Raw genomic sequence first — 14,938 nt, forward strand, 5'->3', positions numbered from 1 at the left:
TCCAAGTGCTGTCCCGTGAACCGACGGAATGAATTAAAAATCCCCTGTTTAAGGGGATTTTTATTGTCTTTTGTGCGGCTAAACGACTTAAATCTGCCCGCCTCCGAGTGCTCGATATAAAGCCACTTTCGCTAATTGTTTATCCCGCAAAATTTCACTATAGGCTAATTGCGCACTAAACAACTGTCGCTGTGCATCCATTAAGTCTAAGGATGTCGCAACACCATTTTGATACCTCAATCTAGCAAGACGTGCATATTCCTTTGAAGACGCAACTAACTCCTGCTGCGCACCGCTCGCAAGCTCGGCACGTTTCAGATTATTTAAGGCATCGTTAACATCGAAATACGCATTCAATACGACCTGACGATAATTCAGCATGGCTTGTTTAGACGCTTCAGAGGCGATATCAAACTGTGCGGAGATTTTACCGCTGTTAAAAATTGGCGCAGTAATGCCACCTAGTAATGACCAAGTCACCCCATTGGCGTCGAAAATGTCCGCTAGATGGTCATTTTCACGGCCGTACATACCCGAAATAATAAACTTGGGGAAAAATGCTGCCCTAGCAACCCCCACATCGGCATTCGCGGCGATCATCGCTTGCTCGGCTATTTTGACATCGGGTCGCATACTTAATAACTGCGATGGGACGCCCGCATTTAGCTCGTTGGGTAATCCTCTTATATCAGGCAGATTTTGGCGTTCTGGCAATGGGTAGTCATACTCACCAAGCAAAATATATAGCTGATTTATTTTATATTTTCGTTCATAATTCAACTTTGGCAAAGTCACTTTTGTGCTCTGCAATTCGACTTCAGCCTGGCGCACATCTAGCCCTGAAATCATCCCATTTACATGGCGTAATTGGGCTATCTTCAACTCTTTCTGCCTTAGTGCGACAGTCTCACTCGATACTCGATAACGCTGCTCCACATCCAGCCATTCATAGTAGCGATTAGCGATATCACTGATAAGACTCACATAGGTTAAACGAAGCGACTCAACCTCGGATAGGTACATCGCCTCGGTTGCTTCACTCGTATGTCGATTCGCCCCCCATAGATCTAACTCCCAAGAGACTGTACCTTGAAGATCTAAGGTCGATTCCGGGCTGGGTGAATCATTGGTTGCAGCGCTATCGAGCGTGCGCTCAAACCCCGCCGATAAGACAACATCCGGCCAGAGTGCACTGTTGGATACAGTCATCTTCGAACGGGCGGCGATTAGACGGGACTGGGCAATTTGCAGATTGAGATTGTTTGCTAATGCATGTTCAATCAACTGTAAAAGTGCGGGATCTTGATAAAAATGGCGCCACGATAATGCCGCGCTACTGCTTTGGCGGAGGAAATCTTCGCTAGTGGTGTCTTGTATTTGATACTGTTCGGGTAAGTTCAGCTCTGGCCGTTGATAATCAGGCCCAACGGAACAGGCGCCAACACTGAGCGCGACCAAAAACCCTAAGAAAATGGGGTTGAATTGCAATCGCCCCATTGAAGCCCGGTGCTGACCCGTCACAGGGGAAGAATACGGGTGATTAGCCACGGCTCACCTCCTCTGTCACGTCTTGATCTAGGAGCGGCACCTCTTTGGTCTCAATGGATTGCTTTGCTTGTGTCTTTTTCACCCAACCCGCGGTGGTGACAAAAAATAACGGAACAAAAACGATCCCTATGGTGGTCGCCAATACCATTCCGCCTAAAATAGGCAGTGAAATGGATTGGCGGCTTACAGCCCCAGGACCCGCGGATAAAACCAAAGGTAATACGCCAAGGATGAAAGCCATAGAGGTCATGAGTATCGGTCTAAAGCGCATCGTTGCCGCCTCCAAGGCCGCCTCCAAACAGGATTTTCCCTGTTGGTGAAGTTGGTTAGCAAATTCCACAATCAGAATGGCATTCTTCGCCGCCATACCAATGAGTGCGATAAAAGCTACTTGGAAAAACAAATTACTCTCCATGCCGCTGATAAAGGTCGTGATTGCCGCACCGAGTAGCGCAATCGGCGCAATAAGTAACACGGCCACAGGTATGCTCCAGCTTTCGTACAGAGCCGCTAAAAATAGAAACACAAATAGCAGCGCTAAGCCAATAGCAACGCCCGTTTGATTAGCCGATTGCACCTCTTGGTAGGTAATTCCAGTCCACTCATATTTAAATTCATCGGGCAATATCGGTTTTGCAACTCGCGCTATCGCCTCGATAACATCCCCGGTTGCATAGCCCGCGGCAGGCGTCACATTGATGGAAGCACTGGAAAATAGGTTGTAGTGGGTCACCGATGAGGGACCCACAGTGTACTCGTATTTAGCTAACACCCCAATCGGTACCATAGCGCCGCTCGCTGAACGCACATAATAGTCTTTGACTTGGTGTGGAAATTGTCGATAGCGTTCTTCCGCTTGAATCTTAACTCTATAGACTCGGCCAAACAGATTGAAATCATTGACCGTCGACGAATCAGTTAATGTTTTGATTGTACTGTAAATATCACCAACATTTACCCCGATAGCCATGGCTTTTGCTTCGTCCACTGACAAATGCAATTGCGGAATCGCACTTTGCAATGACACACTGGCACTGGCGACCTCGGGTTGAAGTTTTAAGATTTCGACCAACTCATTAGCGGTTTCAACCAAGCCTTGAAAGTGAGTCCCAGAGGTATCTTGCAATTGCATTTCAACGCCAGAACCGCTCCCCAATCCCGGCACCGCTGAGGGTAAATATAGGTTAAACTCAGCTTCTAATACCTGTTCTAACTCCTTATCAATGGCTTCCATTACGGTTTCAACGGTGGCATTGGTGGCTTCGCGCTCAGCCCAAGGCTTAAGTACCACTTCAAACTGCCCATTGGCCTGATTGGCACCCGAACGGCGATTTTCACCCGCAAGGGTAAAGGAATAAGCTACGGCGGGATGGGCACGAACATATAGCTCGGCCTTCTTCAATACCGTCTCAGTACGATTGACCGTTGAACCATCGGGTAAGGTCATGTCGATAAAGAACCTTCCTTGATCTTCATCGGGCATAAAACTGCTCGGGATATGCGACATGATCAAATACACCCCGCCCAACATGATCCCAAAGGCTAAATAGCTGCGTTTGGCGTATTTATTGGTTAGGGCGACAAGGGCAACATATTGGCTGGTACCTAAATCGAGTTTTGTATTAAGCCAGTAGAAAAAGCCCTTCTGCGGCGATTTACCCGGCGCGAGCAGTAAGGCGCACAATGCAGGACTCAGAGTCAAGGCGACCAAGGTTGAAATTAATACGGCGACCGTAATCGCTACCGCAAATTCACGGTACATAATCCCTGTGATCCCCGCTAAAAATGACACGGGCACAAATACGGCGCAGAGCACTAAACTGGTTGCGACTAGGGCACCTGAAAGCTCTTTCATCGCGCCACGTGTTGCATCCACTGCCGACATTCCCTTCTCGTGGATCAGCCGTTCAACGTTCTCCACCACCACAATGGCGTCGTCAACCACAATCCCAATGGCGAGTACTAACGCCAACAAACTCACCGTATTAATCGTAAAACCAAAGGCAAGCATGGCGGCCAGCGTGCCAATTAATGACACGGGCACGGCGATCGCGGGGATCAAAGTCGCGCGGGCATTTTGTAAAAATAAATACACGACAAAAACCACCAGCACTAAGGCCTCGATCAAGGTGTGGATCACTTCATCGATGGACTCTTGAATAAAAATAGAGGCATCGTAAAACACTTGCCATTTAATCCCCTGAGGAAACTTTTGGGCCAGCTCTGCCATGGTCTGTTTGACCTTTTGAGTCACCTCTAGGGCATTGGCCCCCGGTAGCAAATATACCTGCAAGATAGTGGCATTTTGCCCATTAAGCTGGGATTGTAAGGTGTAGGCAGAGGAACCTAATTCAACGCCAGCAATATCCCGCAGGCGAATAAGCGAACCATCGGGGTTCGCGCGCACAATGATTTCATTAAACGCCTGAACTGAGCTCAATCGTCCCGCAACACTGATAGGCAGTGTCAGACTAATATCATCGCTGTTAGGTTGAGCCCCAATGGTGCCCGCGGGAGATTCCTTATTTTGGGCTTTAATCGCATTGATCACATCTGTGGTGGTTAAGCTGTACCCAGCCATGGCATCGGGTTTAAGCCAGATACGCATCGCGTAACTACGTGAGCCAGTATTTCGAGTGCGCCCCACCCCCGGAATACGCCTAAGTGCCGATTCGATATTGATAGTGGCATAGTTACTTAGGTAAATTTCATCGAAACGCTCATCATCTGAGGTCAGGGCGAGCTTTAATAATTCAACTGAGGCATCTTTAGAGACTGTCACACCTTCGGTTTGCACATCTATGGGTAAACCGCCGGCAGCCTGTTGGGCCGAGTTTTGCACATCGACTGCCGCTAAATCCGCATTTGTCCCCACATCAAAGGTGATCGTTACGCTCGTGCTACCAGAGTTAGTACTCTTTGAACTCATGTAGATCATATTGGGTACGCCATTGACTTCTTGCTCAAGTGGCGTCGCCACTGACTCGGCGGCCGTGGTCGAACTTGCCCCAGGGTAGGATGCCGAAATTGTGACTTGGGGAGGCGTGATATAGGGATATTGATCGACGGGTAACTTGAACATCGCAATGGTGCCAAGCAGCACAATAACAATCGAAATTACACTCGCAAAAATGGGCCTATTGATAAAAAACTGCGCCATTATTGTTGCTCCTATTTTTGCGGTTCGAGCGCCTGATGTTTTAGTGCACCAGCCTTTGCCATCTCATCTTCCTTTGCCGCATATTCCTTGGCACTTAATGGCTCAGCAAGCTGGCCGTGGCGAACTCGGTGCATGCCTTCTGTTATCACCATCTCACCCGCTTTTAAGCCACTCTTAACCATGACACCTTCGATTCCTTGATGATCGATCACAATAAAGCGCCGCTCGACTATGTTACTGGGCAGCACCACCATCACATAGACGCCACCTTGGTCTACTTGGGTGGCTTTCTGGGGGATCACCACAGCATTGGGCGTTTCCGAAAGTTTAATGCGCACATTGGTGTATTGACCCGGTAGCAGCTCTTTTTCGGGGTTGGGTAAAATGGCTCTAACTTCGAAGGTACCTGTATTGGGATTCACCTGGGGATCGGTAAAACTGACATCCCCTAAATAACAGTATTCACTGTTATCTGGCAAGGTAATACGGACAAATCCAGCCAGTGCTTTACCCTCCGTCTCCGCTTCTTTCTTAGCGGAATAACTGGTTAAGCGTCGCTGGGCATTAAGATAATCGAGGGCCGACATATTAAAACTCACATATATCGGGTCGACTTGCTTTACCCGGGTCAGCAAGGATTGACCTTTACTGCCCACAAGCGCACCAATATCTACCTCGGAACGGCTGACCAAGCCATCAATAGGGGCTTTAATTTCGGTATAACTTAGCTCAAGTTGCGCCTCTTCAACCTCGGCGTGACTGGCGATAAGATTCGATCTCGCCTGTGCTAAGGTTGACAGGGCATTATCGTAATCGAGCTGGCTGGCGGCGTCTTGCTCATAGAGGGGTTTTAGGCGTATCACATCCCGTTCGGCTTTTTCCACTATTGCCTGCTGGGAGGCTAACTTCGCCTTTAAACGATTAACGACCGCCACATAGGGTTTATTATCGATCTGATATAATAACTCACCCGCTTTAACTGCACTGCCTTCGATAAAACGTTTTTCCTCCACAAAACCATCGACCCTAGCGCGCACTTCCACATCTAAGGAAGCCTGCGTCACTCCAATATAATTGCCATAGAGCGGCACTGTCGCTGTGGTGACTTTTTCAACCACCACCATTTTAGGCGCTATGGTTACTTCGGGCTGATTGCATGCACTTATCGACAAACTAAGCAACAATACACTCAGGGGAAAGGATAAGTGTCGGAAAGATGGAAAGTCCGTTCTAATATGGGGTTGAGGCATATGCGCATCCAGCATTCTAAAGGTAATGAAACCACTCCCAAGCCAAAAATAAGAATGGTTTTAACGGTTTAGTCGGCCCAGTTAAACATCCTTTGAGCCAATGCAGTTTAAGTCTACGGTAATCTCGCGGAAATTGACATTTTAAAATCAATTAGTTCAATGATTTGTGACCTGTGAAGCCTCAAACTTGGCAACAGGCTTCTTGATAGGCAAGTTCAAAGGCATCGGTAAAATTTGTAATAGGCAAAAGATCTTCACGACAACGACGATTACGCCCCAGTAAGGATGATTCGACAAACAAGTCAAACCACGCGCTTAACGCTTTAGCATTGGCAGCTTCGCCGATGGCCGTTAATGCTAAGGAGGCCACTTCGGCTGTGCCTAACTGAAAATCATGGCTGCCCTTACGCAGTGCATAGGTTGCTAGGGTATCGGGATCGAACGAAAGCATAGGCAATGAATGTAAATAAGGGCTCTTACGGAAGATCTTAATCGCCTCACGCCAACTACCATCGAGCATAATTAATAGCGGTCGTTTACCTTCGGCTAACGTCGACATCGGCACTTGATTCAGTACGGTTTGTCCCTGCTCTGCATATTGGGCCGGAAACACTAAAAAGGGTTGATATTGCTCCGAGTCGATTAACGCGAGTAGCTCGGCTTCGGGTTCAGTGCGTGACCAAATATAGGCATGGGTATCCGGGATAAGATCTGCGATTAACCGCCCGCTATTAGTGGGTTTTAACACTTCATCGTTATACATGATCAGCAGAAAACTGGCTTGAGTCGCTAACTGGCGGCGCAGTGTGCAAGTGCAAAATTGCTCACCCAATAGACATAATGGGCAGCGGATCAATTTTTTACCACGGGCACCAAAGGGTTTAGTCGAAATAGACTTACGGTACTGGTATAAGCGGTGAACTGCATGTGGAGCTAAAGCCATAAAAACCCATTCTCTTGCAAACTTATTAGGGGGTAGCGGTAGGTTGTTTTGCACTTTCCTACCGCAGCGGCGCAGTTTATCCCTTGGCCTTAAATGACGCAATCAACGTGATAGATTATCGCGATAAAAGGCATGAGGGACCGTATTTGATGAGTCCAGCTGGTAGTGCCGATGATTTAAGAAATCTCCTGAAACAGTGCAACAACTGTAATGTAGAAGCCCATGCCATCACGCAATATTTAACACTATATTATCGAGACCAACACTTCACTTACCTCCTGAGGAAATATTGAAGCTAAATATCAGTAATGACTTAACTTAATGGGAAATTACAGTAATATCGTGTTCGATCTCGACGCCATAAATCCAATTTCGATAACAGGTAAATCATGCAACGACATACCCTACTCGCTTCAATGCCGTTATTAAGCACGCTACTCTCCGCGAGTCTATTCTCCAATGTCAGTGTAGCCCAAGATCTGAATGTAAAAGAAATGCAGTCGCTGGTGGACTCTGCCATTAAACCTCTGATGGCTGAGTTCCGTATCCCCGGTGCGGTGATTGGCATTAGCATTGAGGGTAAGCAGTATTTTTATCAATATGGCGTCAGTTCTAAAACCACAGGGCAAAGTGTGACTGAACATACTCTGTTCGAGATCGGCTCTATCAGTAAGACCTTTACCGCAACACTGGCAAACTATGCACAGATCGAAGGCAAGTTATCCCTCACGAATATGGCCAGTGATTATGTACCAGCATTAAAAGGCAGCCATTTTGATGAGATTAGTTTGATCAATTTAGCGACCCACACTGCGGGGGATCTGCCGATGCAAGTCCCAGATAAGGTGACTAATAACGCAGAATTAATGGATTACCTTACACATTGGCAACCGTCATTTGCCGCAGGGACTCACCGGAATTACGCCAATCCAAGCATTGGCCTGCTCGGCATGATTGCCGCGCAGAGTTTGGATCAAACATTTCAGCAAGCGCTTGAACAAACAATATTCCCGCAATTGGGTATGACCAGCAGTTATATCAAGGTTCCGAGCAACAAAATGGCCGATTATGCCCAAGGCTACAATAAGCAAGACATGCCCGTTCGGGTCAATCCCGGCGTATTAGCCGATGAAGCCTATGGCGTTAAAACCACAGCCACGGATCTGCTGCAGTTTGTGGAGGCCAATATGAAAATGCACCCGCTTGCCAAACCACTACAAACGGCTCTCGATGAGACCCACACAGGATACTTTGATGTCGGTATGATGACCCAGGATATGATCTGGGAACATTACTCATACCCCATTGAGCTTGATAAAATACTTGCGGGCCACACTCAGAAAGTGGTGTTTGGCAGTATGCCAGTTAAACCTATAGTGCCGCCCCTCGCACCACAGCAAAATGTGTGGATCAATAAAACTGGCTCAACTGGCGGTTTTGCCGCCTATGTCGCCTTTATCCCCGCGCAAAAGCTTGGGATCGTATTGCTAAGCAATAAAAACTATCCCGTACCGCCACGGGTTGAAGTGGGCTATCAAATCCTAACGGGGATCGCCAAGCTGAGACAGGAATAACCCATACGGCTTAAAAACAACAAAGCCCACAATTCTGTGGGCTTTTTATTCAAAGATATGACTAAAGAATGCGCCTCAGTAAAAAATCCGCTTTTAATCTTCTGATACGATTCATGATCTTTTTCACTGGCGCAGGATAGCTTTGCAACGTATCCACCTGGCTGTAATGATATAAACGTTGTGTATGGGCCAGAATGTGAGCTTGTTCCGCTTCAAATTGCCCTTTCCAACAAGCGGTTTCATCGTGGATCAACAGACCATTTTCCAGATCCAATGCCCACGCCCTTGGATTGAGGTTGGAACCTGTGATCAAGTGTTTCCTTCCGTCAGCACTGATCCCTTTAAGGTGATAACTGTTAATACCGTGTTTCCACAAATGAATATTCAACTGGCCATTATCAATTGCCCATTGTTGGCGCTTGGCAAACTTACGCAATGATTGCTCATACATATAGGGCAACGCCCCAATGGTCGAGAAATCTTGCTCTGGCGGAATATAAAAGTCGTTCGCCGTCTTATCGCCAACCACGATATCGATGCGTTTGCCATTACGTAAGTGCTTAGCTAAGGCGCGCACTAAAATGTAAGGGGGATTAAAGTAAGGCGTACAGATAAAGAGTGAGTCCTTAGACTCTTCTACTAATGCAACTACCACTTTATTCAGTAGGTTTTTCTTGCGGCCTAACCCCAGCAAAGGCGTGATCCGATTGCCACTACGGGTGGATGCAAATTCGTATTCCGCTTCCGATAAACGCAATTTAAAGCTACGCACATCGTTTTTGGGCGGCAGCACTTCCTGCTGTGCATCTTGGGTGAGTGAAGCAACCGCGGGATCGGCTATGATATAACGCTGGATCATCGCCCGCATACTGCGCGCCAATTCGGTCGACTCAATCACATGGTAACGGTCGAAACGATATTTCTCATTCTGTTGTAAGTAAATATTGTTAAGACTAGCGCCGCTGTAAATCACCGCATCATCAATAATAAAGCCCTTAAGGTGCAATACGCCCATAAATTCACGGGATTTAACTGGCACCCCCATAATATCGATAGGATATTCAGCCTCAGCCATAACACGACGATACATAAGATAATTACCGCTATCGCCTTTATGGCCAATCAGGCCACGTCTTGCCCGGTGAAAATCAACAAGGATCTTGACATCTAATGCGGGATTCTGCGCTTTGGCGGCCATCAAGGCCTGTAAAATCTCACGGCCCGCTTCGTCATCTTCCAAATAGAGTGCGGCAATATAAATACTATTTTTAGCACTTTCGATGCGAGCGAGTAACTCTGCCTTAAATCGGCATGGGGTGAGCAACCACGTTAAAGCCTCGGGTTGAACGGCTATTCCACCAAGCTTATCTAGCAAGGCAATCCTCCTTTATACATGCTGACTACCCCGATAGGAAGCGCTTGGGGTCAGTGACAAAAACATCACAGCAATATGAGTTAATTCTGGATAGGCCTCTGTCACTGCCAGCCTGATCGTTTGTTCTACTTTGAGATGGATATCAGGGTCAACCGGAAACCAGAGCAATTCGACTTGGACGAAACGTTGATCAATTTTCCCATTACGGTAACTGATGCTCGGGATCCAATCTAATGTGAAACTCTCTGCATTACCTTTACATATCGCCGCCAAAGACTGCAGTAATACTTGGCTAAACTCTGCAACGACTGCCTGTGGTAAGCCGCGCATACTAATATGAGGCATGGTTAAGTTGTTACCTGAGATCCTAAAATCGTAAGGGGTAGAAATTACCGACTTCACTCCGTCTCGGCAAGACTTTTCGACTAAAAGTCCACTGAAACCCTCCTGTTTTGCTGGTAATTTGACCTGAAACGATTTAATGCCGAAGCTAACGGACAAAAATGAGGTAATTGCGGCTAAAATAACCTTAGCTTACAAGCTGTTCAATTCGACAATAAAAGACTGTTTACGCTCTATCCTTGCACAGTACATTAGGCTGCTTGCGCATATGGATAACCATAAATGACACATCAATCACAAAATTTAGCTTCTTGGATTTTGGGTCATCACCGCCCCCTTGTTTTAGCGTAAACTAAAGCTTCTATGGTCACTCAGATGGATACTATGAATAAAAAAATTCTGCTCACACTCGCACTGACGCTTATCTTAGCTTGGGGCATTTTCCATTTCAAAACCCAACTCGGGTTATTGATCCTACCGTTGTTTATTGGTTTAGTATTATTTGTCACCTTAAGGCTCTATCGTCTTATGGAGAAAGATGACGAAAATAATGAACATTAACTTCGACACTCAGGCTAAATCCTAACATGGATAAGTTACCCCAAACGACACTTTACACTAGCTTGTTACTGGTGGCCCTAGGCCTACGGGCGGAACCACTGCCCCCTGAAAATGTTACCCACTTTGCAAAACAAATCGCCGACATTAGCCCACGTCATTCTCAAACCGCAGTGATAGCGCTCGATTTAGCCAGCAATAAACTCATATATAGCCATCAGCCAGATACCTTATTAATTCCCGCCAGCACACAGAAAGTACTGACAGCGGTAACGGCCATGACAGCACTTGGCCCTGAGTTCCGTTATGTCACAGAACTTTGGAGCGATGCTCCCATTCGCCATGGCCATATCGCGGGTAGTGTTTATTTACGTTTTAATGGCGACCCCACATTGACGCAGGCTGACCTTAAGGGCATTTTTGCGAGTTTAGCCAAACAGGGGATCAGTCGTATCGAGGGCCACTTATACTTGATTGGCGATAAACAGGAACAACTTCAAGCACCTGGTTGGGTATGGGACGATTTGGGCATTTGCTTTGCGGCACCCGTCTCTAGCTTCATTATCAATCAAAATTGCGTTTACGGTCAGTTCATACCAAGCGGTGCAACACAAGCTTCTATGGTCAAACTCCGCGCGGCTAGCTATGGGGTAAAAGTGAGCAGCGATGCTGTCTTCGATCGACAGGCAAGCAGTGATTTTTGCCAGCTCGATCTCGTTCGCCTCGGACAGAACCAGTATCATTTGCGTGGCTGCTATCCTGGCAATGAAGCCATTCCCCTCGCCATCGCCGTGAGCGACCCAGAGAAATTTGCAAAGGATACGCTCAGCGCAATGCTTAAGGGCGAAGTGTCTGTTGCTGGCAAAGTGCAAATTGGGGACCTTATTCCACAAAAAGCGAAACTGATTGCGAGCCATAGCTCAGTCCCCTTGCCTGAACTACTCACGACTATGCTGCTTAAATCGGATAATTTGATCGCCGATAGTTTGTTTAAGCAAGTGGGCAAAACCTATTATCGCACCCAAGGCAGTTTTACCCATGGCGCAGCGGCGATGAAGCACATTCTAACGGACTTAGGCGTCGATTTATCGAGTGCCAATATCGTCGATGGTTCTGGTTTATCACGGTATAACCTATTGAATGCTAGGCAATTGGCCGATGTACTTAGCCTAATTCACAGGGATGCACGTTTCAGAGGGCTCATTGCGAGTCTGCCGCAGGCGGGTGTCAGTGGCACCCTGAAATATCGCCAGGGCTATACAAAACCGCCCCTTAAGAACCTAATCTTCGCTAAAACAGGATCTATGCAGGGGGTGGCAAATTTAGCGGGGTTTATTCGTTTACCTCAGCAACAGGATATTTTATTTGTTGTGCTCGAAAATGGCATAGCTCCAGAGCTTAACAAACCATCTAAGCCCTCCTTTAGCGCCCATTTCCTAACCGAACTGTTAAGAGAAATCCCCCCAGCAGCACAAGTAAGCACCTCAAGCCAAACCGATGCCAATACCATGAAGCTGAGCCATTAGTAACCGCAACCCTGTATCGTGAATATCGCCAATGTCGCAATAAAAAGCACTGAATGATCAGTGCTTTTTATGAATAGATGAGAAATTAGAACAAATCTGCGGGCATTGCCATAGTGTTTGTATCCCCCGCTCTCACCTGTGCTAAATGATAATCGGCTTTAGGCAGCAGCTTATCGAAGTAGAATTTCGCCAAATAGGTTTTCTGCTCGGCGAAGGTTTTATCTTCATGATCAGCAACTTTATCAACCATAGCCAACCAGTAGAAACCATACAGGGTATAACCAAAGGCATCTAAAAAGTCGACCGCGCAGGCATTGATAAGCGCAGGCTGGGCGCCTTTGTGCCCATTGATCGACTCGGCGACGATGACCAATGCATCTAAACGCGCACATACTGCGGCCACTTTCACCGCATCAACGTGGGTGAATGCCCGCATTTGTGCCTTCAAATCTGCGACAAATTCGTTGAGGGTGGCGAGATTATCCCCCGTGACTTTACGGCCAAGGAAATCGATGGCTTGAATGCCATTGGTGCCTTCATAAATCTGTGCAATACGCGTATCACGGACTAGTTGCTCAATGCCTGTTTCACGAATATAACCGTGGCCACCAAAGACTTGTTGCGCCATGATCGTCGCATCTAGACCTCGGTCGGTTAAAAAGGCTTTAGCGACTGGCGTTAATAAACCCACATAACGCGCTGCCTTGGCTTTAACTTCATCTTGGGCATATTTGGCTAAATCCAGCTGTTGACCAGTAAACACAGACAAAGCACGGCCCGCTTCTGTCATCGCTCGAATGGTCAACAACATACGGCGCACATCACCGTGGACGATAATAGGATCAGAATCGCTGCCCGTCGGCGAGCCGCCCGCTGCAACGCCTTGATTACGCTCTTTAGCATAATCGGCTGCCATCTGATACGCTGCCTGAGCACTGCCCAGCCCTTGAATACCGATGGCTAAACGCTCGTAGTTCATCATAGTAAACATACACACTAGGCCGCGATTGGGTTCACCAATCAAGAAACCTTGGGCATTATCAAAGTTCATCACACAAGTCGCAGAACCTTTAAGACCCATCTTATGCTCGATAGAACCGACTGACACGCCATTAGTGTTAGCTAAGCTGCCATCGGCATTAACCGATATCTTAGGCACAAGGAAGAGTGAGATCCCTTTGCTATCCGGTAACTTGGCAAGCACTAAGTGAATGACGTTTTCAGTTAAATCATGATCGCCACCCGTGATAAAAATCTTGCTGCCAGTAATAGCATAACTGCCATCCTCCTGCGGCAAGGCTCGAGTACGAATATTACGCAGATCAGAACCTGCTTGTGGCTCCGTCATATCCATAGCGCCCGCCCACTCGCCGGAATATAACTTAGGCAAATAAGCTTGTTTTAATGCTTCGCTGCCGTGGGCATTGAGACATAAAGCCGCCCCTGCGGTTAACGAACCATAAAGCGTAAACGCATTACAGGCACTGTAAGCCATCTCGTCGACTAAAATCCCCAGCATCTTTGGCATGCCCATGCCACCAAATTCAGGATCGCCACACAACCCAATCCAACCGCCCTGGGAATACTGCTCATAAACGGCTTTATAGCCATCGGGGGTAATCACTTGATTGTCTTGATGCAGCACACCCTGCTCATCGCCCGTCCGGTTCAGCGGATGGATCAACTCACTGCTGATCTTAGCGGCTTCTTCAAGAATGGCATTGGCCGTGTCGATATCGACCATTTCAGCAATCTCAGGCAATTGTGCCCAAGTGTTTGGGGCATCAAATACCTGTTCCAGTAGGAAACGCATATCCGTTAACGGGGCTTGATAAGGGTTCATTGGTAGACTCTTAAACGTAGGATTAAAACAGTTGTTTTAATTTATACCAGTTCACTGTAGAAAACAATCTCATTACAAATACAACCGCGAATAATATGAAGGTATGTGAGCAAAGTATAAATTCAACCCATAAAAAAACCCTTAAGCTTGAACTTAAGGGTTTCTATTTTATAAGCTTTACGACAGGACTGTCGCAGCGTTAGCTCACAGGCTGGTGCTTATTACCACATTAAATCATCGGGAATTGCATAATCTGCATAGGGATCATCTTCAACCACCACAGCTTTAAATTCATCCTGTTGCCACAGATAACCACACCATTGTGGGACCAGCAGCTTGACTCGTTCGGCTAGCTTATGTGGCACTAAGTAACTCTTATCTTCGTAACGTACTATGCCTAACTGCCCTTTGAGCAGTTCTGCCTGCAGTTTTTCATCTATGTATAAAGAATAGATTTTATTATCAAGGGTATAATTAAATTTGATCTCGGCGTAGGTTGGGATTTTAATGGCAGACTTAGTGAACTCAGTGATTAAGCCACGAACTTGTCCACGCTCAGATGCCTCGGCAAACCTTTGTTCATTCAGCGCCTTATCTTTCTCCGCCTGTAGCCGTTTTTGCTCGGCCACTTCTTGCTTTAATGCCATTGAGCCGTCATCTACTCGAGCTTTTTTATCGCGACGTTTTTGGGTTTTAACATCTCGAACTTTTTGTTTACTGGCAAGCCCAGCTTTAAGTAGCTGTTCTTGTAATGCATTAGCCATGGATCATTACCTACTAAATTTATTTATAAAATCAAATATTTAAATTTTTATCAAT

The 14,938-nt window shown here is 46.8% G+C and carries 11 protein-coding genes; 3 read left to right on the top strand and 8 right to left on the bottom strand.

The genetic code is table 11. The features are described from left to right. Positions 1-87: 87 nt before the first annotated feature. The 4 genes from SOHN41_RS08375 to SOHN41_RS08390 all read right to left on the bottom strand — a co-directional run bounded on the left by SOHN41_RS08375 (position 88) and on the right by SOHN41_RS08390 (position 6,901). Positions 88-1,548, bottom strand: a complete 1,461-nt coding sequence (locus SOHN41_RS08375; protein ID WP_324291938.1) for an efflux transporter outer membrane subunit — start codon at positions 1,546-1,548, stop codon at positions 88-90. Next, the gene (locus SOHN41_RS08380) at positions 1,541-4,708 is read right to left on the bottom strand and encodes an efflux RND transporter permease subunit (RefSeq protein ID WP_007647732.1); all 3,168 of its coding nucleotides are present in this window, start codon (positions 4,706-4,708) and stop codon (positions 1,541-1,543) included. Before SOHN41_RS08380 ends, SOHN41_RS08375 begins: the two co-directional genes overlap by 8 nt. A gap of 11 nt (positions 4,709-4,719) precedes the next feature. Then, entirely contained in the window at positions 4,720-5,958 is a 1,239-nt protein-coding gene (locus tag SOHN41_RS08385; protein WP_037458502.1) for an efflux RND transporter periplasmic adaptor subunit, read from the bottom strand. Between the two features lie 181 nt (positions 5,959-6,139). Continuing rightward, entirely contained in the window at positions 6,140-6,901 is a 762-nt protein-coding gene (locus tag SOHN41_RS08390) for a tRNA-uridine aminocarboxypropyltransferase (protein ID WP_007647736.1), read from the bottom strand. A gap of 389 nt (positions 6,902-7,290) precedes the next feature. Here SOHN41_RS08390 and ampC point away from each other — a divergent pair, with 389 nt between their 5' ends. Next, positions 7,291-8,475: a class C beta-lactamase gene (ampC, locus tag SOHN41_RS08395; RefSeq protein ID WP_007647738.1), complete on the top strand. Its 1,185-nt coding sequence runs from the start codon at positions 7,291-7,293 to the stop codon at positions 8,473-8,475. A 61-nt stretch (positions 8,476-8,536) separates the two neighbouring features. Here ampC and pssA read toward each other — a convergent pair whose 3' ends face one another. Further along, positions 8,537-9,850: a CDP-diacylglycerol--serine O-phosphatidyltransferase gene (gene pssA, locus SOHN41_RS08400; protein WP_007647740.1), complete on the bottom strand. Its 1,314-nt coding sequence runs from the start codon at positions 9,848-9,850 to the stop codon at positions 8,537-8,539. A 12-nt stretch (positions 9,851-9,862) separates the two neighbouring features. Continuing rightward, on the bottom strand, positions 9,863-10,195 hold the full coding sequence (locus SOHN41_RS08405) for a DUF1904 domain-containing protein (protein ID WP_007647742.1): 333 nt from the start codon (positions 10,193-10,195) through the stop codon (positions 9,863-9,865). A 381-nt stretch (positions 10,196-10,576) separates the two neighbouring features. Here SOHN41_RS08405 and SOHN41_RS08410 point away from each other — a divergent pair, with 381 nt between their 5' ends. Next, complete coding sequence (locus SOHN41_RS08410; RefSeq protein WP_007647745.1) at positions 10,577-10,753, top strand: hypothetical protein; 177 nt, start codon at positions 10,577-10,579, stop codon at positions 10,751-10,753. A gap of 26 nt (positions 10,754-10,779) precedes the next feature. After that, a complete protein-coding gene (dacB, locus tag SOHN41_RS08415; protein WP_007647747.1) occupies positions 10,780-12,276 on the top strand; it encodes a D-alanyl-D-alanine carboxypeptidase/D-alanyl-D-alanine endopeptidase in 1,497 nt (498 codons plus the stop codon). Positions 12,277-12,361: 85 nt separating this feature from the next. Here dacB and SOHN41_RS08420 read toward each other — a convergent pair whose 3' ends face one another. Next, a complete protein-coding gene (locus tag SOHN41_RS08420; protein ID WP_007647748.1) occupies positions 12,362-14,119 on the bottom strand; it encodes an acyl-CoA dehydrogenase family protein in 1,758 nt (585 codons plus the stop codon). A 221-nt stretch (positions 14,120-14,340) separates the two neighbouring features. After that, positions 14,341-14,883 carry a DUF2058 domain-containing protein gene (locus SOHN41_RS08425; RefSeq protein ID WP_007647750.1) on the bottom strand — a complete coding sequence of 181 codons (543 nt, stop codon included), beginning with the start codon at positions 14,881-14,883 and terminating at the stop codon, positions 14,341-14,343. Between the last annotated feature and the right edge of the window lie 55 nt (positions 14,884-14,938).

The sequence above is a fragment of the Shewanella sp. HN-41 genome (genome assembly GCF_000217915.1).
Taxonomy (GTDB): Bacteria; Pseudomonadota; Gammaproteobacteria; order Enterobacterales; family Shewanellaceae; genus Shewanella.